Here is a 26,482-nt window from a genome sequence, read left to right on the forward strand (position 1 = left end):
CTCGTATCGTCCCGACAACCCAAGGATGGAGATCTCATATGAATGGCCCGATCCTGCGTCTGATCGGTCAACGCATCGGCGTTGGGCTGCTTACGCTCTTCCTTGTCTCGGCGCTGGTGTTTTTCATGGCCAGCCTGCTGCCCGGCGATGCCGCCCAGATGTCGCTGGGCCAAGCCGCCACGCCGGAAACCGTGGCGGCGCTCAGGCACAAGCTCGGACTGGACCAGCCCGCGCTCTGGCGCTACGTGAAGTGGGTGAGCGGCCTGGCCACCGGCGACTTCGGCACTTCCTATGCCAACGGCATGGCCGTCCGGGATATCGTGCTTCCCCGCGTTCCCAATACGCTCACGCTGGCCGCCGTCGTCACGCTGGTATCCGTGCCCGTCGCCCTCATCCTGGGCATACTGGCGGCGATGTACCGCGGCTCGCGGCTGGATCGGATCATTGCGCTGTCGACGATGTCCGTCGTGGCCGTACCGGAATTCCTCGTCGCGACGCTGGCCGTACTGATCTTCGCGGTCAAGCTGCATTGGGCCTCCGCCCTGTCCTTCGGGCCGCAGGACGCGGGCCTGGTCGCCTTCCTGCGGGGCTACAGTCTCCCGGTGCTCGTACTGTGCTGCGTCGTGGTCGCGCAAATGTCGCGCATGACGCGCGCCGCCCTGATCAACCAGCTCGATGCGCCGTATATCGAAATGACCGTGCTGAAAGGCCTGCGCATGACGCGGGCCGTCCTGCGGCATGCGCTGCCCAATGCAGTCGGACCTATCGTCAACGCGATGGCGCTGAGCCTGTCGTATCTGCTTGGCGGCGTGATTATCGTCGAGACGATCTTTTCCTATCCCGGCCTGGCCAGCACCCTGGTCGATGCCGTCAGCAACCGGGACCTGCCGGTCGTGCAGTTCTGCGTGATCTTCTTCAGCACCTGCTATCTGCTGCTGCTGATGGTCGCCGATATCTGCACCATCGTGCTGAACCCGAAACTGCGCTGATACGCAAAGGCAGGAATATGGCTATCCGACCCTGGCGGTTCTTTCTATCCCTTTCCGGCACCGGCCGGCTGGGCCTTTGCCTCACCACGATGTGGCTGGTCGTCGCCGTCATAGGCCCCTGGATCGCCCCCTACGGCATCACGGACTTTTCCGGCGGCGAGATATTCGGCTCGCCGAGCGCGGCCTTTCCGCTGGGCACCGACTATCTGGGACGCGACATGCTGAGCCGCATCCTTTACGGCGCGCGCTACTCGATCGGCCTCGCACTGGCCGCCACCGTACTGGCCAGCACCTCCGGCACGCTGCTCGCGCTGCTATCGACCGTGGCGGGCAGATGGTTCGAGGAGATCATGAGCCGCCTGGTCGACACCCTGCTCGTCCTGCCCAGCAAGATCCTGGCGTTATTGATGATCGCCATCTACGGGTCATCCCTGCCGGTCCTGGTACTGACCGCCGCGGTGACGTACATGCCGGGCGCCTATCGGATCGCCAGGTCGCAAGCGGTCGGCCTCAATGCCATGGAGTACGTCACGGTCTCCCGGCTGAACGGCGAAAGCCATCTGTACATCGCGTGCCGCGACATCCTTCCCAACATGATCCACCCCATGCTGGCGGACTTCGGCCTGCGCTTCGTTTTCAATGTGCTGATGCTCAGCGCCCTCAGCTTCCTGGGCCTGGGCGTCCAGCCGCCCGACGCCGACTGGGGCTCGCTGGTGCGCGAAAACCTGTCCGGCCTGTCGACCGGGGCGTTGGCGATCCTGATGCCGGCATTGGCCATCGCCACGCTCACCATAGGGGTGAACCTGTTCATCGACAGCCTGGCCTCCCGAAAATCCGCCGGTGCGCAGGAGCAGCCATGACACAGGATCTGGTTTCGGTACAGGACCTGCGGGTCGTCGCGCGCGCCACGGCGACAAGCGACACCGCGATCGTCAAGGACGTCAGCTTCAAGGTCGGCAAAGGCGAAGTGCTGGCGCTGATCGGCGAATCCGGCTCCGGAAAGACCACCATCGCGCTGGCCTTGCTGGGCTACGCCCGCAGGAACTGCCGCATCGCGGGCGGCAGCATCGTCGTCGGCGGGATCGATATCGCCCGGACACCCGAGGGCAAGCTGCGCCGCTTGCGCGGGAACAAAGTCGCTTACGTGGCGCAGAGCGCCGCGGCGTCGTTCAATCCCTCCCTCAGCATCATCGACCAGGTCACGGAAAGCGTGCGGGTCCAGGGAATCATGCACCCCGATGCGGCCCGGGCCAAGGCGGTACACCTGTTCAGGTCATTGGCGCTGCCTTCGCCCGAAACCATAGGCGACCGATATCCGCACCAGGTATCGGGCGGACAGCTACAGCGGCTGATGGCCGCGATGGCGCTGATGTCGGATCCGGAACTGGTCATTTTCGACGAGCCGACGACGGCGCTGGACGTCACGACGCAGATAGAAGTGTTGCTCGCCTTCAAGAAGGCCATCAAGGAACATCACATCAGCGCGGTATATGTCTCGCACGATCTGGCCGTCGTAGCGCAGGTGGCCGACCGCGCCATCGTTCTGCGCGATGGCCAGGTGCAGGAGATGGGCAAGCTGGACCAGATCATCGAGGCGCCTGTCCATGCCTATACGCGCAGCCTGATTGCGGCGGCCGCGCCCGTCGAGCGGCTGAGCGATGCCGACGCGCGCGCGGCCGCCGAACAGCCGGTGCTGCTGGAGGTCAATGATTTGACGGCCGGCTACGGTCGCCGCAATCGCGACGGCATGCCGGCCGTCCCCATACTGCACGGCGTCAACATGACGGTGCGCCGGGGCTCGACCATGGGCGTCATCGGCGAATCGGGCTCGGGGAAGTCGACGCTTGCCTACGTCGTCGCCGGACTGCTGGCGCCCGCCGGCGGCTCGGTGCAATTCGCCGGGCAAGCGATCGCGGGCAATGTGACGCAACGCAGCGCCGACCTGCACCGGCGCATCCAGCTGGTATTCCAGAACGCCGACAAGGTTCTCAATCCCGCCCACGACGTCGCGACCATCCTTTCACGTCCGCTGCTGCTTTTCAAACGCTGCGCCAGGAACGAGGTCCCGCGCCGCGTGTCCGAGCTGCTCGACATGGTGAAATTACCCGCGGAGATCGCGCGCAGGCGGCCCGGCGAACTTTCGGGCGGCCAGAAGCAGCGCATCAACCTGGCCCGTGCCCTCGCCGCGGAACCGGACCTCATCATCTGCGATGAGGTGACTTCGGCATTGGATACCGTCGTGGCGACCGCCATCCTGGACCTGCTGGTGGAATTGCGGCGCGCCCTGAACGTGACTTACCTGTTCATCAGCCACGACATATCGACCGTCGCCACGACGTGCGATGACATCACGGTGCTCTACAAGGGTCGCAAGGTGGACGGTTGTGAGCGGACCGGGCTGTACGGCCAGGGGCGCCACCCGTATACCCGCCTGCTGGTCGACTCCGTACCGGAGCTGCGGCCCGGCTGGCTGGAGGACTCCTGCGCCCGCATCGATGAGCAGCGTAGGGCCTTGCAATCCATCGGCTGACAAGCGGTTTCGGACCATGCATGCAAAGGGCCACGATCGTGTGATCGATCGTGGCCCTGCAATTGCACCGGGCTGCCCGGCCGGCTACGCCCGCCAGACGGCTTCCGCGAACCGGTATCCCATGCTCATTCCCGACGGATTGGGCTTATAACCTCGCACCTTCTTCGACACACCGTCCAGGATCACGTCGAAAACCGGAACGATCGTCCCGGAGCTCTCGTGCACGAGTGTCTGCATATCCCCATAGATCGCCTTGCGCTTCTGGAAATCGCCCTGAGCGCGCGCGGCGTCCAGCAGTTGATCCAGTTTCGGATTGACCCACTTCGCTTCGTTCAGCGGCGACGTCGAGGTATAGAACAGCTCGAAGATCATCCCGACATTCGGACGGTTGTTGATCGACCCATAGGTGATGGGGAACTTGGCCCAGTAGGTCGACCAATACCCGTCGGTCGGCACCTGCTTGACCTTGAAGTTGAAGCCCACCGCCGCACCGAAGCCTTGCAGGAACTGCGCGCCTTCCACGGACCCGGCGATGCCGGGCTGGCAGATGACTTCCAGCGTCTGGCCGGCCAGGCCGCTTTTCTTCATGTGGAACTTGGCTTTGTCCAGGTCGAAAGGCCGCTGCGGCAGGCCTTCCAGATAGTACGGGTCCCAAGGCGCCACCGGGTGGTCGTTGCCGATGAGGCCGTAGCCGCGCATGACATAGTCGACCATGCGCTTGCGGTCCTGCATGTAGCGCACCGCGGCGACAAAGTCGGGGTTGCCGGCGATCGGATTGTCCTGCCGCAGGATCAAGTCGGTGTACAGGCCCAGCTTGTTGACGACCAGATCCGTGTTGTTGCTGCGCTTCACCTGGTCGGCGTAGCCGTGCGTGACCAGGGAGCAGATATCGATGTCGCCCGCCAGGACCGCATTGACCCGCGCGGCATTATCCGGGACGCTGACGATTTCCACCGTGTCCAGATGAGGCAACCCGGGCTTCCAATAGTTGGGGTTGCGCTTGCCGGAAAAGCCACGCCCCGGCGTGAAGGTGTCGACCATGAAAGGCCCCGTGCCGACTGGCTTGGCGAAGTCGGTGGTGCCGTTCTTGACGATCAGAAAGTAGCTGGCGCCCAGCACGGACGGAAAATCGAAGTTCGGGCGCACGAGCGTGATCGAGAGCTCGTACTTGCCGTTCGCCTTGACGTCGGCGAAATCCTTGGCAATGGAGAAGCCCCTCGACGCCGCGGCGGGATCCTTGTGCCGTACCAGCGAATACACCACGTCATCGGCGGACAACTCCGCGCCATCGTGGAACTGGACGCCTTTCCGGATCGTCACGTTCCAGTGCATGCCGTCGGTGCTTTCCAGGCGTTCGGCGAGCGCCAGGTCCGGTATCAATGAATCATTGAACTCGGTCAAGGCATTGAAAATGCAGAACTGCTTGGTCCAGTCCCCGGAATGCGCGCCCTTGGCCGGATCCAGGGTGTCGGATACCGAGCCATTCTGCACCGCGAACCGCACGTGGCCGCCCTTCTTGGGAGTTTCCTGCGCCCATGCGAACGACGGCAGGCCGGCAAGCGCGCCCACCGAACCGCACACCGAGAAAAAATCTCTTCTGGTGGTCTTCATTTGTGTTCCCCTTTTCGCCTCTTGGGCTTATGCCGGATGGTCGGGAAGGCGAAATACGGGCGAGATGCCGGATTCGACGCAAGTCCCGGGAAATAAGCATAGGACCGTGTCGCAGCCACCTCAAATTCGAATATCTGCGGGGGGCATACATTTCTGATATACGCGGGACATGCCGCCCGCCGGCATGTCCCGCGCGCCTGGCGGCGACGGACGAACGCCTCGCGAAGCCCGCGGCGCGCCCGCATACCGAAAATGTATAGCCTCCTGATGTATTCGAATTTGTCGCTATATGGCGGCGCTACTTAAACTGCCCGCTACCGTAGGAAATCTACATGGGGCACTACAGAAAATGGGATTGAGAATCGGGGTCGACATCGGTGGCTCTTTCGCCGACTTCGCCGTCCTGGACGACGAAACACGCACGATCCGCACGCTGAAAGTCTTCTCGCGTCCGGATGAACCCGGCAGCGAGGTGCTGGCCGGCATGGCCAAGCTCGGGGAGCGCTATGGCATAGACCCGAAAGACGTCGCTTACTTCACGCATGGCACGACCGTCGGCGTCAACGCGGTGGTGCAGCGGCGGGGACTCAAGCTGGGCCTGATCACGACGCGCAACTTCGAAGACGTCCTGGATATTGCCCGGCTGAAGATCCCGGACATGTATCACCTGACGTCCAAGCGCCCCGCGCCCCTGATCACGCGAGACCGCGTGTTCGGCATCATCGAGCGCCTTGCCGCGGACGGCACGGAAGAAACGCCCGTGGACGAGGCAAGCGTGCTGGCCGCGGCCAAGGCCGCGCAGGCCGCCGGCTGCGAAGGCATCGTGATCTCGCTGCTGCATTCGTATCGCAATCCCGCTCATGAAAAGCAGGTCAGGCAGTTGATCGAAGCCGCGCTCCCCGGGATGTTCGTATCCTGCTCGCACGAGGTCTGGCCCATCATCCGCGAGTACGAGCGGACGCTTACCGCCGTCATAGGCGGCTATGTCCAGCCGCGCGTGGCGAACTACCTGACCAAGTTGCAGGGCGCCCTCGCGCAGGCCGGCGTGGGCGTGGACCTGAAGGTCACGAAATCCAATGGCGGCGTAATGAGCGCCGAATACGGCAAGAGCAACTGCGTGCAGATGATCCTGTCGGGCACGGCGTCCGGCGTGATCGGCGCCGCCTACGTCTCGCAGCAATGCGGCATCAAGCGCTGCATGAGCCTGGACATCGGCGGCACGACCGCGGACATGGCCCTGATCATCGACGGGGAACCGCAGTACGCCACCGGCGAATACATCGGCGATTTCCAGATCCACATTCCTTCCGTCTCAGTCTCGTCGGTCGGCGACGGTGGCGGGTCCATCGCCTGGGTCGATCGTTTCGGCGTGTTGAAGGTCGGGCCCGACAGCGCCGGCTCGAACCCCGGGCCGGTCTGCTACGGCCGGGGCGGCACGCAACCGACCATTACCGACGCCTTCGCGGCGCTGGGCATCATCGGCGGCGCCGAACTGGGCTACAACGCCGTCAAGGTCGACGTCCAGGCCGCGCGCGACGCCATTGCGCCCTTGGCGCAAAAGCTCGGCAAAAGCCTGGGCGAAACCGCGGAAGCGATCGTGAATGTGTCGGTATCGAGCATGTACGCCGGTGTCAGCCGCATCGTGTCGCGCTTCGGCATCGACCCGCGCGAATTCACCATGATGCCCTTTGGCGGCGCGGGCCCGATGATGGCGTGCTACCTGGCGCGCGCCTTGAACGTCGGCAAGATGCTGGTTCCCACCACGCCGGGCGTGCTGTCGGCGCTCGGCGGCCTTATCGCGGACCTGAAGAACGACTTCGTCAAGACCACCTACTACGACCTGACACCGCAGACCCTGCAAGCGCTGGAACGCGAACGCGCGCTGCTGGAGGCCCAGGCGCGCGAGTGGCTGGCCGCCGAAGGCGGCGACACGGGTAGCGCGACCGTCGCCGTTTCGGCGGATATGCGTTATCGGGGGCAATCCTTCGAGATCGACACCCCGTTGGACAGCGAGTGGATACGAAGCGGCGACATGGCCAGCATCGGCGCGGCGTTCCATGCGGAGCACCGCCGCCTGTACGGCCACAGCGATGCCAACGCCGCATTGCAGATCGTCGCGCTGCGGCTGGTGATCACGTCCCGCACTCCCAAGCCCAGCCTGCGCGAGGTGGAGCGCGGCACGGGCGTCCCCCAGCCGCTCAAGCACATGCCGGTATGGATGGATGGCGAGACCAGGGATGTCCCCCTGTATCGCCGGACCGACCTGCTGCGCGGGCATCGCCTGGAAGGGCCCGCCGTCATCGCGCAAGACGATTGCACCACCACGGTCCTGCCCGGGTACGTCGTCGATGTGGACGCGTACGGCAACCTGGAAATCCAAGCCCGCGGTAGCGAGGAGCACTGACAAATGAGTTTCGACAAATCCACGCTGCAAATTTTCGCCAACTATTGCGTGGCCGCGGCGGAAAGCATGGCCTATACCCTGGTCCGGACCGCGCACTCCGCGTTCATCAAGGAAACCGAGGACTTCTCCTGCACGCTGATGACGCCGGAAGGCTTGACCTTCGCCTCGCCGAAAACGCTGGGCGCGACATGGTATCCCGGCCTGGACTTCAGCTCCGTTATCGAGATGGCCGGCCCCTACGAACCGGGCGACATCGGCATGACGAACGACGCGTATAGCGGCTATGTCGCCACGCATACGCCCGATGTCATGATGTGGAAGCCGGTCTTTTACGAGGGCGAGATCGTTTGCTATGTGGGCGGCCACGTGCACAACACCGATATGGGCGGCGCGGTCCCCGCGTCCCTGTCCCGTACCCTGACCGAAGTCCACCAGGAAGGCATCCGCTTCATCCCCAGCAAGATCGTACGCGGCGGGGTGCTGAACGAAGAGCTGATGAAGGTCATGGAGGTGAACGTACGGTCGCCGGAACAGAATCGGGGCGACCTGAACGCGCAGATCTCCATGCTCATGACCGGCGAACGGCGCGTCCTGGAAATCGTCGAGCGGTTCGGTGTCGCCGCATTCAGGGAAGGCATCCAGGCGCTGCTGGACTACGCCGAGGAGCAGGCCCGCGTGCTGGTGTCGGATATCCCGGACGGCGAATACCGCTTTTCCGAATTCGCCGACGAGGATTCCGTCAATGGCAAGCCCTTGCGTGTCGCGCTGTGCCTGCGCGTACGCGGGTCCGAGCTGGAATTCGACTTCACCGGTAGCGATCCCCAACTGAATTCGTCCTTGAACATGCCGACAGGCGGCAAGGAAAGGCACGTGCTGGCCCTGGTCGGCCTGAACTACGTGCTCTATACCTTGAACCCCGGCATCATGCTGAACGCCGGCATGATCCGCGTGGCGCGCTGCGTCCTGCCCGAAGGCACGGTGGTCAACCCGCTGCCCCCGGCCGCGGTGGGCATGCGCAGCCTGACGTGCAAACTGGTGCAATACGCGACGATAGGCGCGTTCTCGCTGGCGCTGCCCGACCGCATGCCGGCGTCGCCGGCGGGCGGCATGAGCATCATGAACGTCCGCACGACGTCGAGCAGCGGCCACAATGTCATCGCCGCGATCGGCCCGGTGGGCGGGGGCGCCGGTGGCGCGCTCGATGGCGATGGATCGGAAGCATCCGGCGCCATCGTGGCCTTCCTGCGCAACACGCCCGTCGAGATCAACGAAGCCGAAGTCCCCATACGGATCACCCGGTATGGCCTGGTGCCGAACAGCGCGGGCGTGGGCAGATTCCGTGGCGGCCTGGGTACCGTGATGGAATTCAAGGTCTTCGCGCCCAACTCCATCGTGACCGCGCGCAATCGCGACAAGTCCCGCTTCGCCTCCTGGGGCGTGCTGGGTGGCAAGGCGGGTTCGGTGTCCCGATTCCTGCGCAACCCCGACTCGCCGCGGGAAGAGAACCTGGGCGTCAATGATCTGATCCATTGCCAGCCGGGCGACGTGATCCGCCTGGAAGGCTGCGGCGGTGGCGGCTATGGTCCCGCGATCGAACGCGACCCCGAGAGCGTGGCGCACGACGTCCGTTGCGGCTACGTGTCGGTGGAATCGGCCAGGAACGACTATTTCGTCGTGATTTCCGGCGGCGCGGTAGACGCCGCGGCGACCGAGCGCCTGCGGGCCACGGCGGCCAGGGCACGCGAGCCGCGAGCCGGGCACTTCGACTATGGCCCCGGGCGGGACGAATTCGAACGTTCCTGGACCGAGGAGCGCTATGACGTGCTGACGTCCGTGCTCGCCGGCGTACCCGCGAATTGGCGGCACTTCCTGAAGATCAAGATTTTCGACGCGCTGGAGGCCAGGGAACGGGAAGGCGCGGTCCCGCCAGGCGCCGCGGTGATTTCGGCGATCTTCGAGGACTTGAAGAAGCAATATCCGCAACTGCAGCCCGCTACCGCATAGGCCCAACGATCAGCATCATGAGACAGCCGTTACTGAAGGTAGACTTTAATACCCCTTTTCCCGAACGCGTGGACATCGCGGTCATAGGCGGGGGCGCCGCGGGGGTGATCACCGCTTATGAGCTCGCCAAGCGAGGGAAAACCGTCGGCGTTTTCGAAAAAGGACAAATCGCCGCCGAGCAGAGCAGCCGGAATTGGGGCTGGTGCCGTACGCTGGGCCGCGACACACGCGAGCTGGGCATGGCCAAGCTGAGCGTAAAGCGCTGGTCCGAAATATCCAAGGAGATCGGCGCGGACGTGGGCTTTCGCGAGACGGGCATCACCTTTGTCACGCAAAGCGAATCCGAGCTCGCGGGCTGGGAAGAATGGTTCAGGTTCGCGCAACGCTCCGGCGTTGCCGCCGAAATGCTGAGCCGCGAACAGGCGAACAAAATCTACGCGGAAAACGGCAGCCCCTGGATAGGCGGCGTCCGGACGTTCCACGACGGATACGCCGATCCATCATGCGCGGTGCCGCTTATTGCCCGCCATGCGGCCCGCATGGGGGTTTCGGTGCAACAGAACTGTGCCGTCAACGAGCTGCATTTCGAAGGCGGCAAAATCGCCGGGGTCAGGACCGAACGGGGCCTCGTCCGGGCCAATGCCGTGGTCATCGCCGGCGGCGCCTGGTCGTCGCTGTTCTGCGTCAAGCACAAGATCGTGCTGCCGACGCTGAACGTATACTCGTCCGCGTCCAGGACTCGCGACGACATGCAGCTGGATTTCCGCGGCCCGTTGAAAGCGCCCGAGTTCTCGCTGCGCGAGCGGCCGGATGGCGGATACATCCTGGCCAAGAGCGGGCGCGGGTCGGTGCCCATCGTGCCCAACAGCCTGCGCTACGGGACCCGTTTCATGGGCCTGTATGCAAGCCGCCGCAAAAGCATCAAACTGCGATTCGGCCGTGAATTCTTCCGCCAGCTCTGGAACGAATTCAACTACCTGTACCTGAATCGCTCTCCTTTCGAACGCAACCGCGTGCTCGATCCCGCCCCGGATATGTCCCTGGTGCGGTCGGCATACGAGGCATCGGAAAAGGTATTTCCCGGCTTTGGGCCGGAGCGGCTCGATATCGCCTGGGGCGGCGCGATCGACAACACGCCCGATGGCATCCCGGTGGTGTCCGAGGTGGACGGCATGCGCAATGTCTATCTGTGCACCGGCTTCAGCGGGCACGGGTTCAGCAGTTCGATGGGCGCGGCAACGATGCTGGCCGAATTGATCGTCAACGGCAACGCGGCGCCTGACCTCATGCATCTGACCCACAAGCGCTTCCTGACGGGGGAAAAGCTGGCGCCGAACATCATTTATTGATGCCGCCTGAAGGCCTGCCCGTATCCGGGTCCGCATCCGCGGGAACACCGGCCGGAGCAGGCTTATTTCTTCGCGATATAGATAGGGCTGGAATAAATGAAGAAGCCGTCCTCGGTCGTGATGCGTACGTAAATCGCATTGTCCATGCCGGCGTGCAGCGGAACCTGTACCTTGCGGCGCATGCGGCGCACCTCGTTCGCATCCGGCAGGCGATAGATTTGCAAGCGCCGCTGTATGCCGCCGTTCTCGCGCACGACAGGCGCCAGCCCGATGTCCGCCACCTCGACCTCCACGTCGATAAGCGGGGTATGCACCTTCAAGACACCGGCGTTCGAATCCGCCAGGCGCACGTCGACACCGCTGAACCCGCCTGTCGTCAGCGATTTCCAGCAAAGGCGGCCGGGCTCCGGATGATCCAGCGTTTTATCCAGGTTCCAGAAATTGATCGGCCTTGGATCGACGAAGGCGTTGCCGCTCAGCGACGCCTCGCCGTCCCACACGGTCTGGCGACCGCGCCCGCGATAGCCGGATCCCTCCCATACCAGACGGATGCGGCTGCCCAGATCGCCGGCGGCATAGGGATGCAAAGTGTGCACGACTTCCATGCGATTGCGGACCTCGACACGCTCGATGGCCCCATGCGTGGCGACGTCGAACTCGAACTCGACGACGTCGCCGTCGTATTCGATGATCGCGCCCATATCGGCGCTTTGCACCTGCCGGTGCGTTACCGCCTGGCCCAGATTCGGGTCATCCGACCAGCGCCGCGCCGGCCGGGGAAAATGCGCGCGCACGTCCAGATAGGCGCGGCAGCCGGTAGTCGCGTAATGGCGCCGCTGGCGTAGCGCTTCGGCGATCGCGGGACGCGTCAATTCGTCGGCGATCAGGCAGCTCAGGCCGCCATAAGCGCCGAACAGCGAGGCGCCGGGATGGCTCGCGCCGTGGCGGCCTTTGTGGCCGTCGCTGTTGGCCAGGATGCCCACGCGATAGCCCAGCTTGAAGGCGTCCTCCAGCAGCCATTCGAAGGTGCCCCAGTCGGAATGGATTTCCACCGATCTTTCGATGCGCGCGTCGTGCGACAGGGTAATGTCGGCATACCGCCCGCCGATGTGCGCGAAGACCACGGCGTCCTCGTCCTTGAGCGCCTCGAATAACTGGTCGGCGCTGTTGCAGTCGCTATCCAGGTCCGTCAAGTCGTCCACCAGCGCATGCGAGGAACGGTGGATGGGGCGGCCCTCCCGCAAGTACATGACATTGCGGTCGCCCCCCAGGCCGGTGTTCCCGGACCACTCATACCCCGGAAAGATGACGAAGCGGCCGTCTTCGTTGTACTGGGCGGTAAGGCCGTTCAGTTGTTCCCAGAAATCGGTGGTGATCTGGAAATCGTTGCCCTGATGGCTCATCACGTCCAGGAAGGCGCGGTCGCGCGCAAAGACGATCAGCTCCTCCGCGGAATTGGTGCCTATGGTTTCTTCCGACTGGCCATGCAGGTCGCCCCAGAAATGGCGGCGTTCGAGACGGGCCGCCACGCGGCAGGGATTGCTGCGCGCCACGACGCGGCCTTCGTGCAGCACTTCGATTTCGAGATCACCTTCCTGCGTCGGCACGATGTTCCCGATCACGGTGGCGTAGTCGCCTGCCGTCACCGTAAAGTCGGCCGGCATTCCCGCGACGGCCAGGTTGCCGCGCAACGTGAATGTCCCCGACACGCGATGCGAAGGATTGCCCCATTTGTCCTCGCCCTTGAAGCCGAGCCGCACCGGCTGGCCAAGCTCCGCCAAGGTGGGCAGGATCGCCTTGTAGGTGGCCGCGGGGCCGGCCACGATCGATATCGTCGGCGAGCTGGGCAGCTCCGTGTAGTTGTAGGTGGCGAAGGCGTCGACCAGCACGCGGAATTCGAATGTGGGTTCGTGGAAAGTCTGGACCCGCATGCCCGGCGAGCCTTGGCGAGTGTCGCCGAAACGCACCACGATGCGATCGCCCTCTTCCAGATAGCCGCGCACGACACGTATGAAAAGCGTCTTGTCCCACGGACGGATGTTGCGCTTGCCGTCGTATTCGACCTGCAATACGGCGCCATTGCTGGCCTCGACCGTCGTGTAGTTCCAGCCCTTGGGATCGTCGAACTGCGGCTTGCCCATATCGCTGGCGAAACGGTGCACGATCTTCAGCGAGCCGGTGTCGTCGATGCCGAAGTATCCCGCCGTATACGTCAAGGTAAAACAAGCGAAGCTGCCTGCCTCGAATTCGCCGGTCGGGTCGATGGTGGCGGAGCCCATCAGATGGCGGGCGTACTGGGAATGCGGCATGGAGGACTCACGGTGCAATGGATACCAGTCCATCCTAATGGCGCGCATTCCATGCTCCTATGGTATACAAGCTATTTCTCCATGACGCCACGCTATGGAAGACATCTCCGAACCCGTTTCGCTGCGACAGTTGCGCGCGCTGATCGCCGTGGGCGAAACGGGCAGTTTCACGGGCGCCGCCGAACAACTCGGCATGTCCCAGCCGTCGGTCAGCCATTTGATCCGGCGTCTGGAAAGCGAACTGGGGCAAACCCTGGTGGTACGTGGCAGAGACACCTCCCTGACCCCGCAGGGACGCGCCATCGTCGACGTCGCTCGCCGCGCCGTGCTGTCCATCGACGGCGCCCTGCGCGAATGCCGCGACATGACGCAGTTGAAGGCCGGCTCGGTGAATGTCGCCGTCGGGCATGTGACCGCCGCCACCCTGCTGCCGGAAATCCTGCGCCGCTTCCACAAGAAGCACCCGGAACTGGAAGTGACCGTGGTGGATTGCGTGGTCGACCACATTCGCGCCAGGCTGCTGGCGCACGAAGCGGATATCGGGTTGGGGGCCTTGATCGCTCCGGACGATTCCAAGCTGGTCGTCGAAAACCTGTGGGATTGCGGAATGTCGCTGTTCGTGCGCGACGACCACCCCCTGGCGCGGCGTACCACGATCGACGCCCGGATCCTGGCGGAAATCCCCTGTATCCAGCTCAATCCAAACGCGCATGCCTGGCTGGCCATCAGCCGCAAACTGATTGCCCACAATATTTATCCGCGGGTGGAACAGCGCGTCGTGCTGGTTTCCACGGCCCTGGGCCTGATCCAGGCGGGCATGGGCGTGGCCATGATGCCGCGCATCGCGACCATGGTCATGCCCCGCGGCATCAAGGGGATACCCTTAAGCAAACCGGAACTCGAGTGGCCGATTTCATTAGTGCGGCTGGCGAATTATCCCCTGTCGCCCGCGGCGCAAGCCTTCGCATCCGTGGCGCGCGCCACGATCAAGGCCTACGGCAAGACCGCGGGTGCATAACGCGACGACATGACGATATAAGCGCGGCGGCCTAGGGACCGGGCGCCGTGTCCGATACGCTGGCCGAGCTTTGGTGCGTTGCGCAAACCAGCGGCCGGCAGGTCGCGGTTTCCCCGCGTATCGCCAATATCGACCGTCGGAGTCGTCATGAAAAAACTATTAGGGGTTTGCCTGGCCGCGATGGCCGGCTATGGCTTTACGGCGCAGGCGGACAATTTCCCGTCACGTCCCATCACGCTCGTCGTGCCGCTGGCCGCCGGCAGCACCGCGGACATCCTGGCGCGCGCCATCCAGCCGGGGCTTTCCGAACGGCTGGGGCAGAGCGTCGTGGTGGAAAACAAGGCCGGCGGCAGCGGCCTGATCGCCATGAACTACGTGGCCCGGTCCGCCCCGGACGGTTACACGCTGGTGATGGGATCCAACAATACCTGGGCCATCAACCAGGGGCTGTTCAAGACGCTGCCCTACGACCCACAGAAGGACTTTGCTCCCGTCGCCTATCTGGCCGGCGGATCGAATGTGTTGATCGTCAAGCAGGACGGCAAGTACGGCTCCGTCAAAGCGCTGATCGACGCCATGCGCGAGCATCCGGGCCGCCTGACGTTCTCTTCCGGCGGGAATGGCACCACTCATCACCTATCGGCGGAAAACCTGAAAGCATTGACCAACACCAACGCCACGCATATTCCATATAGGGGCGCGCCGCAGGGCGTGACGGCGGTCATCGCGGGAGAAGTGGACTTCGGCTTCTACAACACCCCCAGCGTCGCCGGGCTGGTGAAGGAAGGCAAGGTCAAGGCGCTGGCCACCACCGGCGAGGCGCGATCGCCGCTGCTGCCCGACATCGCCACCATGATCGAGGCGGGCGTGCCGGGATATGTGATCTCCGTGGATTTCGGCCTGCTGGCCCCGGCGCGTACCCCGCAGCCCGTGATCGACCGCCTGAACGAAGCCGCGCGGGCGGTGATGCGGGACCCTGCGTTGCGAGAGCGTCTGACGGCGCTGGGCTACGAGGTGTACCGCGACGACACGCCGGCTCAATTCGCGGGCTTTATCCAGGGCGACATCGATAAATGGGTCCTGCTGGTGAAGCGGTCGGGGGCTACGATCGATTGACACCCAACGGCCCGATGCGGGCCGCGTTCCGCGCCCGTGGCAGGGAGGGACGACAACGCGACGGCGCCCCTGGAACGCCTCATGGGTCCCCGGCGTCCGGTTTGCCGCGCGCATCGAAAGCCAGCTTGAGCATGATGTCGGCGGACGCGATCAAGGCGGCTCGCTCGTCTCCCGAAAGAGACGTCAGCATTGCGTCGCGCAGCCATGCCTGGCGGGCGCGAAGATCGTTCGCGAGCACGGTCTTGCCCTTATCCGTCAGCGCGATGATCAGCGCCCGCTGATCGGCGGGGTCTTTCCGGCGCTCGATCAGCTCGTCTCGTTCGAGGCCGGCGATGATCCGCGTCAGCGATTGCGGTTGAAGCCGCTCCTCGGCGGCGAGCTGGACAGCGGGCATCGGCCCGAGGCGGCTGAGCGTGCCCAGAAGGCTGATCGCCGCGAGCGTCACCGCGCCGTCCGGACGTTCCGCGCGCAGGCGCCGCCCGAGCGCGAGGACCGCACGCAGCAGGGAGAGGGCTTCCGCATCGAGGTCTTTTGCCATATGCTAAGCATAGCGTACTAATTGGACAAAAGTGAGTCCGCCCTTGCCATGGTGAAGCAGCGCGTCGTCCGGCATTTCCGGGATGTCTTCCTTTGGCGCCCCGAAGCGCGGTTCGAGGTCGCGGACGTACTGGCGGCAGGCTTCGGCATGGCCGGCCCTGTCCTTGCCGGGCTCGTGTCCGGACACGAAGCCGCGGGATTTGCCGCGGCCCTCGGCGGCCTCGCCGTGAACAGGGTCGAAAGCGGTACGAGCGTCCGCGACCATGTCCGGCACGAGATCGGGGCCGTGGCTCCCGCCTTCCTGGCGGCGATGGTAGCGATTGCGCTTGCGGCCGACGAAAACCTCGCCGCCGTCTTTCTGGTCGCGACGGTGATGATCGCTGCCCTGATCGGCGGTGTCAGCCGGCCTATGGCGGTCGCGTCGACCCGCTTCATCATCTTCCTGATGATTGTCGGCGCGGTGCCAGACCTGTCGCTCCACGATGGCCCGGGCTTGTTGGGCATGATGGCGCTCGGTGCGATCTGGACATCCGCGTTGGGGCTGGGCTTTGCGGCGCTCATGCGCGGGCGTAATCCGAAGCCGCGCGAGGAAGCATCGATGCGCCAGCCGTCCGTGGCGCAACGGCTCAGGCATGGTCTGCGCGCTTTACGCACCTTGGCCGGGTGGACCTATACCCTGCGACTCGGCGGCTGCCTGTCCGTCGCGGCCCTCCTGCAATGGATCTGGCCTGATCATCATTTTCACTGGATCGGCCTGACCGTCGCTCTCCTGATTTCGCGGCGACCGGAGCCGGGGGCCGTCAGGACGACGCAGCGTACCCTGGGGACGGGCATCGGGGTCTTGCTGGCGGGATTGCTGCCGCGCTCGCCGCTGCCGGCTGGTGTGCTGGTCGTCCTGATCGGAGGGCTGGCCGGCGCGCGCAGCCATTTCCGGCAAGGCAACTATCTCGCCTATTCGATGCTGATGACCCCGCTCGTCGTGCTCATCATCGATGCAGGGCAGCCTCCGGACTGGTCCCTATTGGCGGATCGGCTTATGGCGACGGTAATCGCCGGCCTGCTCGTCACGCTGTGCGACCTGGTTCTCAAGTCCTTCGTTCCGGCCGGGCCTTCCACTGACAAGCCGGGGCGATGAAATCGCGGCGCCGAAGACCGAAAGAACACAAAAGAAAAGCGGCTTGATGGAGACATCCATCAAGCCGCTCTAAGTCGCTGATCAAGCTAGAAATTCTGGCGCGCCCGGCAGGATTCGAACCCACGACCCCTTGGTTCGTAGCCAAGTACTCTATCCAACTGAGCTACGGGCGCTTTGGTACTGCTTTGTACTACTGCTGAAGTTCCGCGGAAATAGTCCTTGAAACCTAGGTTCCGAACTACTTTTTGGCGTCGCTTCAGTAAAGAAGAAAGATTATAGCACGAGTTTCTTTCCCTTCAAGTCCCCGGCGTTTTTCGCTCGTGCCCGCTGGTGCACAGCGGGACCCGGCTACGCGGGAAGGGCGCAACTATAGCAGAAAGCCGCCGCGGCCCTGCCCGCGCTTCCCGCCTGCGGGCGGGCGGCGCGGCGCGCTTTCCACGGACACCTGGGCAAAGTATTCCTTGACCGCTTCAGTGAAGGCGGTGCGGCTGTGCCGCCCGCGCTCCAGCAGGCCGACGCGGCGATAGACCTCCACGCCGGGCAGCGGCACGACCCGCAGCGCCCTGTCCTGCGCCCAGGCCACATTGGCCAGGCGCGGCACGATGGATACGCCGAAGCCATGCCGCACCAGCTCGACGATGGCTTCCACCGAATTCAGCTCCATGCTTTCGCGCACCTGCGCGCCGAGCCGGTCGAGGACCTCCTGGACCAGGATGCCCGTCCAGGTATTGCGTTCGAAGCGCAGGAACGGCGAGTCCGCCAGCACCGCGTCCACCTTGGACGCCAAGGGGAAATGCGGCTTGCGCGGCACGATCAGGATCATGGGTTCCGCATACAGCGGCGTCCACAACAGGTTGGACGACAAGGGATGCGGCGGCTGCGTCACGATGGCGGCATCCAGTTCGCCGCGCTCGACCCGCATCGCGAAATCGCTGGACAGGCCGGCGAACAGGCGGACGTCCAGGCGCGGGTAGCGCTGGCGCACGGTCCACAAGGCGTCGGCGAAGGCCCCCATCAAGGCGGATACCAGCGCGCCCACCACCATGGTGCCCGACATGCCATCGCCGCCCGCCTCCGTACCCAGGGATTCATAGCGCCGCACGATGTCGGCCACTTCCGGCACCAGCGCGCGCCCGGCCGGGTTCAGCACCGCGGACCGGGCGGTGCGGTCGAACAGCCTGCAATTCAGGCTTTCTTCCAGGGCCCGTATCTGCAGGCCCACCGCCGCGGGGGTCAGGCCGATCTCCTTGCCGGCGGCGGCAAAGGTGCCGTGACGGGCCACGGCCAGGAAGGTTTTCAGCGTGCGTATGGAGGACATGGCTGGCCCGGGCACCCGCCTCGCGCGCAAGGGTGCCGCGCAGAGGAAGATTTGCTTTGTCTCGACCGAAGAATATTTGGCTTTCTATTTATATAGATCATATAGAACAATGAAGGGCGCCGCTGGCGGGCGCATGCATCGCTATCCCTAAGGCGCCCCCGGGGCTGCCGGCTGCAATGCGGCTCCGGTCGGTAAAAGAATCCATAACAGCGTGGCGGGCCCGCGGACGGGCGCACGCCGCCGGAGGAGACCCTATGAATCGCATCGCGTGCCTTGCGATCGCCGCAGGCCTGTTCGCGTGCGCGCCGCACGTACCGGCCGGCGCTGCCGAATCCCGCTACCCCGAACATCCCATCACGATCGTCGTACCCTTCAGCGCGGGCGGCGATGCCGACCTGGCGGCGCGCAACCTGGCCAAGGCGGCGCAGAACATGCTGCCGCAGCCCATGGTGGTGCTGAACAAAGGTGGCGCCAATGGCGCGATCGGCTCGATGTTCGTGCGCGAAGCTGCGCCCGACGGCTATACCCTGCTGCTGGCGCGGGTCGGCTCGCAAGCCATTCTGCCCGCCTTGCAGGCAGACCTGAAATACAAGTGGGACGACTTCACGCCGCTGGGCCTGCTCGACCTGAACCCCATGGTCTGTGTGGTCAACGGCGATGCGCCCTACCGTACGCTGGCTGAACTGGTGCAAGCCATCCGCGCGCAGCCCGGCAAGCTGAACTACAGCACCTCCGGCCCCGCCACCGTGCTGAACCTGGCCACGCAGATGCTGCTGGACGCCGCCGGCCTGCCGCCCCAGGCCGCCGCGCAGATCGTCTACAAGGGCGGCGGCGAGGCGACGGCGGCGGTGCTGTCCAGGGAAGTGCAGTTCAGCTGCAACAACGTCACCGCATTGATCGGCAATGTGAAAGCGGGCCGCCTGCGCGCCCTGGTGACCACCACCGCGCAACGCCTGCCGGAACTGCCCGACGTCCCGACGGCCAAAGAGACCGGCTATCCGCAACTGGAGCGCATCAGCGGCTGGAGCGCGCTCTACGGACCGCCGAACATGCCGGCGCCGCTGGTGAGCTTATGGGCCGACGTGCTGCTACGCTTGTCCAAGGATAAGGAGTGGCTTGCCGGGGTGCAGAATATCGGCTCCGTGCCGAACGTCATGACGCCGGCCGCCACCGCGCGCTTCGCGGAAGAACAATACCGCCTGTTCCGCGACCTGGGCGGCAAGCTGAACATACAGATCAAATAGAACGGAGGAAGACTGCATCATGACCCGATCCCGCAATGGCGCCGACGCGCTCGTGCAGACCCTGGCAGCCGCCGGCGTCAAGCGCATCTTTACACTGTCCGGCAACCACATCATGCCGGTGTTCGACGCCTGCATCGATGCCGGCATCGATCTGGTCCACGTCCGGCACGAAGCTGCCGCCGTGCATATGGCGGACGCGTGGGCGCGCCTGACCGGCGAGGTCGGCGTGGCCATGGTCACGGGCGGACCCGGCCATGCCAACGCGGTGTCGGCCCTGTACACCGCGGCCATGGCGGAAGCGCCCGTGCTGCTGTTGTCGGGCCACGCGCCCAACAACCAGATCGGCATGGGCGCCTTCCAGGAAATGCGGCAGGCCGATGTCGCCGAGCCCTTGACGAAATGGTCCGGCACGGCGGCCAGCGCCGACGCCATGTCGCGCGAGGTCGGCATGGCCATGCGCATCGCGCGGTCCGGCAGGCCCGGGCCGGTCAGCCTGGGCCTGCCGACCGACGCCCTGGAGGCGGCCTGCACGGCGCCGGCGGACGCGCCGCAATCCTTCGATGCGGTGCCTCAGGCGCTGGAGCCCGGCATGGCCGCTTCCTTGCTCCGCCGGCTGCAAGCCGCACGGCGGCCGCTGATCCTGACCGGCCCGGCCGCCATGATGGGCCTGGCGCGCGCACGGGCGCGCGAACTGGAGGCGGCTTGCGGCATTCCCGTCATAGGCATGGAAAGCCCGCGCGGCGTCGCCGACCCCAGCCTGGGCGCCTTCGCGCAGATGCTGGCGCAGGCCGATTGCATCCTGCTGCTGGGCAAGCGCCTGGACTTCACGCTGAAGTTCGGCAAGGCGCCAGCCATCGCGGCCGATTGCGAATTCCTGCAGGTCGATGCCGATGCCATCGAATTCGAGCGCACCCGTCGCGCGGTGGGACCGCGGCTGGCGGCGTGGGCCCTGGCCGACGTGGTGTCGGCCCTGAACGCGCTGCTGCATGCCGCGGCCACCGCGGCTGAAACGGCGCGGGACGGCTCCGCCCTCACCGCCGCGCGGCGGTCCATGCCCTGGACGCAGGACGTGCGCGAAGCCGTGGCCTATCGCCCGGCGGCGTGGCAAACGGCAAGCTCTTCCATGCCGGGGCGGATGCATCCCGTGCAGGCGCTGGCGCCCCTGCAGAAACTGCTGGATAGCCATCCCGATTCGGTGTTCATCGCCGACGGCGGCGAAATCGGCCAATGGGCGCAAGCCTGCCTGCATGCGCCGAACCGCGTCGTCAATGGCGTGGCGGGATCCATAGGCGCCGCCCTGCCCTTCGCGCTGGCCGCGCGCCTGGCGCGCCCCGACGCCCCGGTCGTTACCGTCATGGGCGATGGCACGTTCGGCTTCCACACCGCCGAAATCGACACCGCGGTGCGCTATCAACTGCCCTTCATCGCCGTGGTGGGCAACGACGCGCGCTGGAACGCGGAATACCAGATCCAGCTGCGCGACTATGGCAAGGACAGGTTGATCGGCTGCGAACTGCTGCCGGCCCGTTACGACGCGGTGACGGCCGCGTTCGGCGGCTTCGGCAGGCAGGTCACCGAACCGGCGCAGGTCGCTCCGGCGATCGACGAGGCCGCGCGTTCGGGATTGCCGGCCTGCCTGAACATCATGATCGAGGGCCTGCCCGCGCCCACTGTCACCCGCCCGGCGAGCGCCTGAGCCGCGCGAGGATACCGGACGATGTGGGATTTCTTGATATCGAATCTGGGGGCATCCGCCACCGGCATAGACGCGTGGGCGCTGCTGATCGCCGGCATCGCGCTGGCCGGTGGCTACACCATCTTCGGGATGACCGGCTTCGGCTCGGCCATCGTCGCCATGCCCTTGCTGACGCAGGTCATGCCGCTGCATCGCGCGGTGCCGGTCATGCTGGTGTGCGACATGATTTCCGGATTGCTGCTGGGCGCGACCAGCCGCAGCAATGTGGAGATGACCGAACTGCGGCGCATCGTCCCTTGGATGCTGCTCGGCATGGTGGCGGGGCTGGGCCTGCTGATGTACGTGCCGGAACGCCCGCTGCTGATCGTGCTGGGCGTCGGCGTGCTGGCCTATTCGCTATGGCGGCTGCGCGGCGGCGACGTGTTCCGGCGCCTGGGCACCGGCTGGGCGATACCCCTGGGAGTAAGCGGCGGCGGGTTCACGGCGATGTTCGGCACCGGCGGTCCCCTGTACACGATCTACCTGGCGGGCCGCCTGGAAGACCGCCATGCATTGCGCGCCACGGTCAGCACCTTGATCATGCTGACGGGGGTGACGCGGCTGGTCTTGTTCGCGGCCACGGGACTGCTGCTGCAGCCCGCGGTGCTGGCGCTGATGGTATGGCTGGTGCCCTGTTGCCTGGTGGGCGTGCGCGCGGGATCGTGGCTGCGGCACCGCGTGCCCGCGCTGTACATCTTCCGCATGCTGTGGACGGTGCTGATCGTCGGCAGCATCAGCCTGCTGGCGAACGCGATCGCCGGATGAATGGGAGCGGGATCGCGATCAGGCGGCGTCCCGCAGCAGCGTTTCTCCGGGCGCGACGCGCGTAAAGCCGACCGGCTCGCGCGCGATGCGCACGCCGCCGTCCCGCCACGTCGCCACGGTATACGCCGAACCCAGCATGTCGCCGGCCTGCGGAAAGTCCTCGCGGAAATGCGCGCCGCGCGAGTCCTCGCGCGCGAGCGCGGCTTCGGTGATGACCTGGCTGACGGTGATCAGGCTGCGCAGGTTCAGCCAATCATGCCAGGTCGGATTGAACGCCCGGTCTTCCCCCGCCACGCCGGTATGCGCCAGCTGCTCGCGCAAGGCGGCCAGCGTGCCGCGCGCGCGCCGCAGGCCGGCGGCGTCGCGCATGATCCCCACGTCGGTCCACATGCAGTCGTACAAGGCCTCGCGGATGGCGTTGAGTCCGTCGGCGGACCGCGTGAACGGCGCCAGGGCATCGTCGACCGCGGCGGCGATGACGGATTCGTCGGGCGCCTGCCACTGCCCTTCGCGCCGCACCCAGTCCGCCATGCTGTCGCCGGCGATGCCGCCGAACACCGTGGAGTTCGCCACGCCATTACCGCCCAGCCGGTTGGCGCCATGCACGCCGCCGGTATCCTCGCCGGCGGCGAACAGGCCGCGCAGCGCCGTGCGGCAGTCCGGCTGGAACACCACGCCGCCCATCATGTAATGGGCCGTGGGCACCACTTCGACCAGGCCGCCGGCCAGGTCGAACCCGCAGTCCGCGCAGCGCTCCACCATGCCCTTGAACTGGCGGCGCACCTCGGCTATGCCCAGGTGGTGCATCTGGATATAAACGCCGCCGTTGGGCGACGTGCGACCGGCGCGCATTTCGGCATAAATCCCACGCGACACGATATCGCGCGTGGCCCGCTCGCCGCGCGGATCGTAGCGCTGCATGAAGCGGTCCTGGTCGCCGTTCAAGAGATAGCCGCCCGCGCCGCGCAGGCCTTCCTCCAGCACCGTACCGGTCATGCGCGTCTGCGTGCCGGCCAGCAGGCCGGTGGGATGGAACTGCACCATCTCCATATCCCGCAGCGGCAGTCCCGCGGCGAGCGCCATGGCCAGGCCGTCGCAGCTCTTGTCGCCCGACGGCGTGTGGTACTTGTACATGGTCGGCCCGCCGCCGGTGGCCAGCAGCACGGCGCGCGCCTGCACGAAAACGAAGCCGCCGGTGCGCACGTCTATCATCAGCACGCCCGCCAGCGACTGGCCGTCCGCGCCGCGCACCAGGGCCAGGGCCCGATGCTCCTCCAGCCGGCCGATGCCACGCCGCCAGACCTGCTCCGCCAGGCGATTGATGATTTCGATGCCCGTCAGGTCACCCTTGTGCACGGTCCGGTCGAAGGTCTGGCCGGCGAACGCCTTCTGATGCACCGTGCCGTCCGGGTTGCGATCGAAGAAGCAGCCCAGCTCGTTCTCAAGTTCGTGGATGCGCTCGATGGCCGTGCTGACCAGCGTCCATGCCAGGTCCTGGTTCGCCAGCCACTTGCTGCCCTCGATGGTGTCCATGAAGTGGCGCTCCACGGAGTCGCCGGGCGCCAGGGCGACGTTGTAGCCGCCCTGCACCATGCGCGTGCAGCCGCATTTGCCCAGCAGGCCCTTGACGGCCACCGTGATCGACAGCTCGGGCGCCCGCTGGTGCGCGTGCAGCGCGGCGAACAGTCCCGCGCCGCCCGCGCCCAGGATCAGGATATCGGTACGCAGGCGCTGGATAGGCAGGGCCAGGCTCATGATGCGCTTACTCCCAGGCCGGCCAGGACCGCGGCGCGGCGCGCCGCGGTGTCCTGCCTGACGCTGTCGTACAGGCTGCCGCCATGGCTGTCCATGGCGACCAGCAAGGGCCCGAAGTCGCGGATGCGGAAGCGCCATAGCGACTCGGGGTTCAGGTCGTCCAGGTCGACGTCCTCGATCTGTTCTATCCAGGTGGTCTCCAGCGCCGCCGTGCCGCCGATGATGGCCAGGTAGGCGCCGCCCAGTTCGCGGAAGGCATCTTGCGAGTCCTGCCGCAGGCCGCCCTTGCCGACCACCAGCCGCACGCCGTATTGCTGCATCAGCGGCCGCGTGAAGCGCTCCATGCGATCCGATGTGGTCGTGCCGATGCAGATGGGCTCATAGCCCGCGGGATGGGCCTCGCTGGCCGTGACCTTCCGTACATTCGGCGCGGTATGGATGACCGCGTGGCCGTTCAGGTCCATGCGCGTCGTGCGCCCCTTGTCGAACATATGGATCTGCGTGGCGTCGCGGATGCCGTACAAGGTGCGCTGCAGCGTAACCGTATCGTTGACGCGCAGCTGCCGCGCCTGCGCTTCGGTGATGGGCATGGTCAGTTCGTGGTGCGCCATGGTCAGAATCCGTAGGCTATGCCTTGCGGCGTGATGACGGCCCTGGCCCGCCGGGCGGAGTGGCATTGCATGTTCACGGCCACGGGGTTCATGGTGATGTGAGTGTGGGCCAGCTCGATGTGCACCGCGAAAGCCGTGCCGTCGCCGCCCAGGCCCTGCGGCCCGACGCCCAGCTGGTTCACGGCGCCGGATAGCACCCGCTCCAGTTGCGCGCCCTCCGGATCGGGACATTGCGTGCCGAGCGGGCGAGTCGCCGCGCGCTTGGCCAGCGCCACGCACAGATCCGACGTGCCGCCCACACCCACGCCCACGATGGTGGGCGGACAGGTCTTGCCGCCCGCCGCGATGACGCAGTCGACCACGAAGGTCTTGATGGCGTCGATACCTTCCGCGGGCACCGCCATTTTCAGGAAGGAATTGTTCTCGGAGCCGCTGCCCTTCGGAATCATTTCGATGGACAACTGGTCGGGCGCGTCGTCGAAATCGATATGGATCACCGGCACGTCGAAGCCGCAGGACGTGTGATTGTTCCTGCGCGTCAAGGGATGCACGACCGACGATCGCAGCGGGTGTTCGCGCGTGGCCCGCTCGCAGCCCCGGCGTATGGCCTGCTTCAGGGCGTGGCCGTCGACCTGCACGTTGCGGCCGATGGCCACGTTGTAGATCGGTATGCCGGTGTCCTGGCACAGCAGGTTTTCCTGGTCCTCGGCGACACGGATATTGGTGCGCATGGTCTGCAGGACGCCGCGCGCGACATCGGAGGTTTCTTCCGCGGCCAGCCTGTCTATGCCGGCCTTGATGTCCGGCGGCAGGATCTTCAAGGCGCGGATGTAAAGGTCTTTGGCGGCTGCTTCCACCGCCGCGAGATCTGGATTCATGCTGCTGCTCCCAGCGCTGGCGCGGTCGCGGCGGTCGTTGCCGCCGCGACCGGCGCCGCGCTCATTCAATGGAAAGATTGCGGCGGGCGACGATGGCCTTCCACTTTCCGGACTCGTCCTGGATGCTCTTGACCAGCTCCGCCGGCGTGTTACCCACCGGCGTCATGCCCTGCCCCGCCAGCTTCTCCCGCACGGCGGGGTTTTGCAGGACCTTGGCGGTATCGCGCTGGATTTTGTCGATGACGTCCTTGGGCGTACCCACGGCGGTCACCAGGGCGAACCAGCCGGTCGTTTCGTAGCCGGGCAGGCCGGCTTCCTTGGCGGTCGGCACGTCGGGCATCATGGGCGAGCGCGCGGGGCCGGTAACGGCCAGGGCGCGCGCCTTGCCGCTCTTGGCGAAGACGGAAGCCGCGGCGATGTTGCCCACCACCAGCTGTACCTGGCCGGCGATCAGGTCGTTGTAGGCCAGGGCCTCGCCCTTGTAGGGGACATGCGTGAGCTGGATCCCGGCCGCGTCGGCCAGCGCTTCGCCCGCCATATGCACCTGGCTGCCGTTGCCCGCCGAGCCGAAGTTCAGCTTCTTCGGCTGCGCCTTGGCCAGCGCGATCAGTTCCTTCAGGTCGTGCGCCGGCACCGCATTGTTCACCAGTACCAGCATGGGGCCGCTGGCGACGTTGGTGATGTAGTCGAAATCCTTCAGGGTGTAGGGCAGGTTGCGGTACAGGTAAGGATTGACGGTGAACATGCTGCCGGACGCCATCAGCAGCGTGTAGCCATCGGGCGGCGCCTTGGCCGTCATCGTGGCGCCGATGGCGCCGCCGGCGCCCGGGCGGTTGTCGATGACCACCGACTGGTGCCACATCTGTCCCAGTTCGGCGCCCACCACGCGGGCCACGACATCCGTGGTGCCGCCCGCCGTGAAGGGGACGATGATGCGCACCGGCTTATCGGGCCAGGGAGCGTCGGCGAAGACGGCGCCCGACATCGCCAGGGCGCTTGCGGCGAAAGCCAGGATACAGGTGTGCAGCCAGCGCCGGGGACCGCGTTGCAGCGCGCGTTGGGACAGCTCGTACAGATAGTCGTGCATGATGCTTGTCTCCTTGGTTTTGCGGCTTCGCATCGGGGGCGAAGCTCGTACTGCGTTTGGTGCGCCCGGCCATCGGCCGGGGGCCGC

General features: G+C 65.7%; 20 protein-coding genes and 1 tRNA gene. 12 read left to right on the top strand and 9 right to left on the bottom strand.

Translation table 11 applies throughout. The features are described 5' to 3' along the window. Window positions 1-38: 38 nt before the first annotated feature. Genes ACNA0R_RS09900 through ACNA0R_RS09910 form a run of 3 tightly spaced genes read left to right on the top strand, consistent with a single transcriptional unit; the run spans window position 39 to window position 3,519 of the window. The gene (locus ACNA0R_RS09900; RefSeq protein WP_415825812.1) at window positions 39-989 is read left to right on the top strand and encodes an ABC transporter permease; all 951 of its coding nucleotides are present in this window, start codon (window positions 39-41) and stop codon (window positions 987-989) included. Between the two features lie 17 nt (window positions 990-1,006). Further along, the gene (locus ACNA0R_RS09905; protein ID WP_415825813.1) at window positions 1,007-1,849 is read left to right on the top strand and encodes an ABC transporter permease; all 843 of its coding nucleotides are present in this window, start codon (window positions 1,007-1,009) and stop codon (window positions 1,847-1,849) included. After that, window positions 1,846-3,519 carry an ABC transporter ATP-binding protein gene (locus ACNA0R_RS09910; protein ID WP_415825814.1) on the top strand — a complete coding sequence of 558 codons (1,674 nt, stop codon included), beginning with the start codon at window positions 1,846-1,848 and terminating at the stop codon, window positions 3,517-3,519. Before ACNA0R_RS09905 ends, ACNA0R_RS09910 begins: the two co-directional genes overlap by 4 nt. An 84-nt stretch (window positions 3,520-3,603) precedes the next feature. Here the strand turns inward: ACNA0R_RS09910 and ACNA0R_RS09915 are convergent, their stop codons facing one another. Beyond that, on the bottom strand, window positions 3,604-5,130 hold the full coding sequence (locus tag ACNA0R_RS09915; protein WP_415825815.1) for an ABC transporter substrate-binding protein: 1,527 nt from the start codon (window positions 5,128-5,130) through the stop codon (window positions 3,604-3,606). 349 nt (window positions 5,131-5,479) lie between these two features. On the opposite strand from ACNA0R_RS09915, the gene ACNA0R_RS09920 reads away from it, so the two are divergent. From ACNA0R_RS09920 to ACNA0R_RS09930, 3 genes are read left to right on the top strand one after another with little or no spacing between them, the layout of a single operon-like run. Continuing rightward, window positions 5,480-7,534 carry a hydantoinase/oxoprolinase family protein gene (locus tag ACNA0R_RS09920; protein WP_415825816.1) on the top strand — a complete coding sequence of 685 codons (2,055 nt, stop codon included), beginning with the start codon at window positions 5,480-5,482 and terminating at the stop codon, window positions 7,532-7,534. Window positions 7,535-7,537: 3 nt separating this feature from the next. Continuing rightward, on the top strand, window positions 7,538-9,538 hold the full coding sequence (locus tag ACNA0R_RS09925; RefSeq protein ID WP_415825817.1) for a hydantoinase B/oxoprolinase family protein: 2,001 nt from the start codon (window positions 7,538-7,540) through the stop codon (window positions 9,536-9,538). A gap of 8 nt (window positions 9,539-9,546) precedes the next feature. Further along, on the top strand, window positions 9,547-10,887 hold the full coding sequence (locus tag ACNA0R_RS09930) for an NAD(P)/FAD-dependent oxidoreductase (RefSeq protein ID WP_415826063.1): 1,341 nt from the start codon (window positions 9,547-9,549) through the stop codon (window positions 10,885-10,887). 62 nt (window positions 10,888-10,949) lie between these two features. Here ACNA0R_RS09930 and ACNA0R_RS09935 read toward each other — a convergent pair whose 3' ends face one another. Further along, window positions 10,950-13,196, bottom strand: a complete 2,247-nt coding sequence (locus ACNA0R_RS09935) for a DUF3604 domain-containing protein (RefSeq protein WP_415825818.1) — start codon at window positions 13,194-13,196, stop codon at window positions 10,950-10,952. A gap of 94 nt (window positions 13,197-13,290) precedes the next feature. Here ACNA0R_RS09935 and ACNA0R_RS09940 point away from each other — a divergent pair, with 94 nt between their 5' ends. Next, the gene (locus tag ACNA0R_RS09940) at window positions 13,291-14,214 is read left to right on the top strand and encodes a LysR family transcriptional regulator (protein WP_415825819.1); all 924 of its coding nucleotides are present in this window, start codon (window positions 13,291-13,293) and stop codon (window positions 14,212-14,214) included. A 147-nt stretch (window positions 14,215-14,361) separates the two neighbouring features. Beyond that, on the top strand, window positions 14,362-15,330 hold the full coding sequence (locus ACNA0R_RS09945; RefSeq protein ID WP_415825821.1) for a Bug family tripartite tricarboxylate transporter substrate binding protein: 969 nt from the start codon (window positions 14,362-14,364) through the stop codon (window positions 15,328-15,330). Between the two features lie 79 nt (window positions 15,331-15,409). Here ACNA0R_RS09945 and ACNA0R_RS09950 read toward each other — a convergent pair whose 3' ends face one another. Further along, entirely contained in the window at window positions 15,410-15,868 is a 459-nt protein-coding gene (locus ACNA0R_RS09950) for a MarR family winged helix-turn-helix transcriptional regulator (protein ID WP_415825822.1), read from the bottom strand. A 48-nt stretch (window positions 15,869-15,916) separates the two neighbouring features. Between ACNA0R_RS09950 and ACNA0R_RS09955 the strand changes: the two genes are divergently transcribed. Continuing rightward, window positions 15,917-17,002 carry an FUSC family protein gene (locus ACNA0R_RS09955; protein ID WP_415825823.1) on the top strand — a complete coding sequence of 362 codons (1,086 nt, stop codon included), beginning with the start codon at window positions 15,917-15,919 and terminating at the stop codon, window positions 17,000-17,002. 96 nt (window positions 17,003-17,098) lie between these two features. On the opposite strand, the gene ACNA0R_RS09960 is transcribed toward ACNA0R_RS09955, so the two are convergent. Continuing rightward, window positions 17,099-17,175 (bottom strand) — tRNA-Arg (locus tag ACNA0R_RS09960). A gap of 194 nt (window positions 17,176-17,369) precedes the next feature. Next, window positions 17,370-18,320 (bottom strand): LysR family transcriptional regulator, encoded by a 951-nt coding sequence (locus ACNA0R_RS09965; RefSeq protein ID WP_415825824.1) that lies wholly within the window; start codon window positions 18,318-18,320, stop codon window positions 17,370-17,372. A 254-nt stretch (window positions 18,321-18,574) separates the two neighbouring features. Here ACNA0R_RS09965 and ACNA0R_RS09970 point away from each other — a divergent pair, with 254 nt between their 5' ends. The 3 genes from ACNA0R_RS09970 to ACNA0R_RS09980 are packed head-to-tail and all read left to right on the top strand — an operon-like array spanning window position 18,575 to window position 22,064. Then, a complete protein-coding gene (locus tag ACNA0R_RS09970; protein WP_415825825.1) occupies window positions 18,575-19,564 on the top strand; it encodes a Bug family tripartite tricarboxylate transporter substrate binding protein in 990 nt (329 codons plus the stop codon). A 19-nt stretch (window positions 19,565-19,583) separates the two neighbouring features. Beyond that, window positions 19,584-21,260, top strand: coding sequence for a thiamine pyrophosphate-binding protein (locus ACNA0R_RS09975; RefSeq protein ID WP_415825826.1), 1,677 nt, complete (start codon window positions 19,584-19,586; stop codon window positions 21,258-21,260). 21 nt (window positions 21,261-21,281) lie between these two features. After that, window positions 21,282-22,064: a sulfite exporter TauE/SafE family protein gene (locus tag ACNA0R_RS09980; RefSeq protein ID WP_415825827.1), complete on the top strand. Its 783-nt coding sequence runs from the start codon at window positions 21,282-21,284 to the stop codon at window positions 22,062-22,064. Between the two features lie 18 nt (window positions 22,065-22,082). On the opposite strand, the gene ACNA0R_RS09985 is transcribed toward ACNA0R_RS09980, so the two are convergent. The 4 genes from ACNA0R_RS09985 to ACNA0R_RS10000 all read right to left on the bottom strand — a co-directional run bounded on the left by ACNA0R_RS09985 (window position 22,083) and on the right by ACNA0R_RS10000 (window position 26,395). Further along, a complete protein-coding gene (locus ACNA0R_RS09985) occupies window positions 22,083-23,819 on the bottom strand; it encodes an L-aspartate oxidase (RefSeq protein ID WP_415825828.1) in 1,737 nt (578 codons plus the stop codon). Then, the gene (locus ACNA0R_RS09990) at window positions 23,816-24,430 is read right to left on the bottom strand and encodes a fumarate hydratase C-terminal domain-containing protein (RefSeq protein ID WP_415825829.1); all 615 of its coding nucleotides are present in this window, start codon (window positions 24,428-24,430) and stop codon (window positions 23,816-23,818) included. Before ACNA0R_RS09990 ends, ACNA0R_RS09985 begins: the two co-directional genes overlap by 4 nt. Before the next feature lie 2 nt (window positions 24,431-24,432). Further along, window positions 24,433-25,308 carry a fumarate hydratase gene (locus ACNA0R_RS09995; protein WP_415825830.1) on the bottom strand — a complete coding sequence of 292 codons (876 nt, stop codon included), beginning with the start codon at window positions 25,306-25,308 and terminating at the stop codon, window positions 24,433-24,435. A gap of 61 nt (window positions 25,309-25,369) precedes the next feature. Next, the gene (locus ACNA0R_RS10000; RefSeq protein ID WP_415825831.1) at window positions 25,370-26,395 is read right to left on the bottom strand and encodes a Bug family tripartite tricarboxylate transporter substrate binding protein; all 1,026 of its coding nucleotides are present in this window, start codon (window positions 26,393-26,395) and stop codon (window positions 25,370-25,372) included. Window positions 26,396-26,482: the final 87 nt, after the last annotated feature.

This window comes from Bordetella sputigena, from assembly GCF_965137885.1.
In the GTDB taxonomy this organism is placed as follows: Bacteria; Pseudomonadota; Gammaproteobacteria; order Burkholderiales; family Burkholderiaceae_B; genus Bordetella_C; species Bordetella_C sputigena.

Excerpts from the sequence above, each read along its gene's own strand:
- ACNA0R_RS09900 (WP_415825812.1), top strand. The coding sequence starts at position 39 with ATGAATGGCCCGATCCTGCGTCTGATCGGTCAACGCATCGGCGTTGGG.
- ACNA0R_RS09905 (WP_415825813.1), top strand. The coding sequence starts at position 1,007 with ATGGCTATCCGACCCTGGCGGTTCTTTCTATCCCTTTCCGGCACCGGC.
- ACNA0R_RS09910 (WP_415825814.1), top strand. The coding sequence starts at position 1,846 with ATGACACAGGATCTGGTTTCGGTACAGGACCTGCGGGTCGTCGCGCGC.
- ACNA0R_RS09915 (WP_415825815.1), bottom strand. The coding sequence starts at position 5,130 with ATGAAGACCACCAGAAGAGATTTTTTCTCGGTGTGCGGTTCGGTGGGC.
- ACNA0R_RS09920 (WP_415825816.1), top strand. The coding sequence starts at position 5,480 with ATGGGATTGAGAATCGGGGTCGACATCGGTGGCTCTTTCGCCGACTTC.
- ACNA0R_RS09925 (WP_415825817.1), top strand. The coding sequence starts at position 7,538 with ATGAGTTTCGACAAATCCACGCTGCAAATTTTCGCCAACTATTGCGTG.
- ACNA0R_RS09935 (WP_415825818.1), bottom strand. The coding sequence starts at position 13,196 with ATGCCGCATTCCCAGTACGCCCGCCATCTGATGGGCTCCGCCACCATC.
- ACNA0R_RS09940 (WP_415825819.1), top strand. The coding sequence starts at position 13,291 with ATGGAAGACATCTCCGAACCCGTTTCGCTGCGACAGTTGCGCGCGCTG.
- ACNA0R_RS09945 (WP_415825821.1), top strand. The coding sequence starts at position 14,362 with ATGAAAAAACTATTAGGGGTTTGCCTGGCCGCGATGGCCGGCTATGGC.
- ACNA0R_RS09950 (WP_415825822.1), bottom strand. The coding sequence starts at position 15,868 with ATGGCAAAAGACCTCGATGCGGAAGCCCTCTCCCTGCTGCGTGCGGTC.
- ACNA0R_RS09955 (WP_415825823.1), top strand. The coding sequence starts at position 15,917 with ATGGTGAAGCAGCGCGTCGTCCGGCATTTCCGGGATGTCTTCCTTTGG.
- ACNA0R_RS09965 (WP_415825824.1), bottom strand. The coding sequence starts at position 18,320 with ATGTCCTCCATACGCACGCTGAAAACCTTCCTGGCCGTGGCCCGTCAC.
- ACNA0R_RS09970 (WP_415825825.1), top strand. The coding sequence starts at position 18,575 with ATGAATCGCATCGCGTGCCTTGCGATCGCCGCAGGCCTGTTCGCGTGC.
- ACNA0R_RS09975 (WP_415825826.1), top strand. The coding sequence starts at position 19,584 with ATGACCCGATCCCGCAATGGCGCCGACGCGCTCGTGCAGACCCTGGCA.
- ACNA0R_RS09980 (WP_415825827.1), top strand. The coding sequence starts at position 21,282 with ATGTGGGATTTCTTGATATCGAATCTGGGGGCATCCGCCACCGGCATA.
- ACNA0R_RS09985 (WP_415825828.1), bottom strand. The coding sequence starts at position 23,819 with ATGAGCCTGGCCCTGCCTATCCAGCGCCTGCGTACCGATATCCTGATC.
- ACNA0R_RS09990 (WP_415825829.1), bottom strand. The coding sequence starts at position 24,430 with ATGGCGCACCACGAACTGACCATGCCCATCACCGAAGCGCAGGCGCGG.
- ACNA0R_RS09995 (WP_415825830.1), bottom strand. The coding sequence starts at position 25,308 with ATGAATCCAGATCTCGCGGCGGTGGAAGCAGCCGCCAAAGACCTTTAC.
- ACNA0R_RS10000 (WP_415825831.1), bottom strand. The coding sequence starts at position 26,395 with ATGCACGACTATCTGTACGAGCTGTCCCAACGCGCGCTGCAACGCGGT.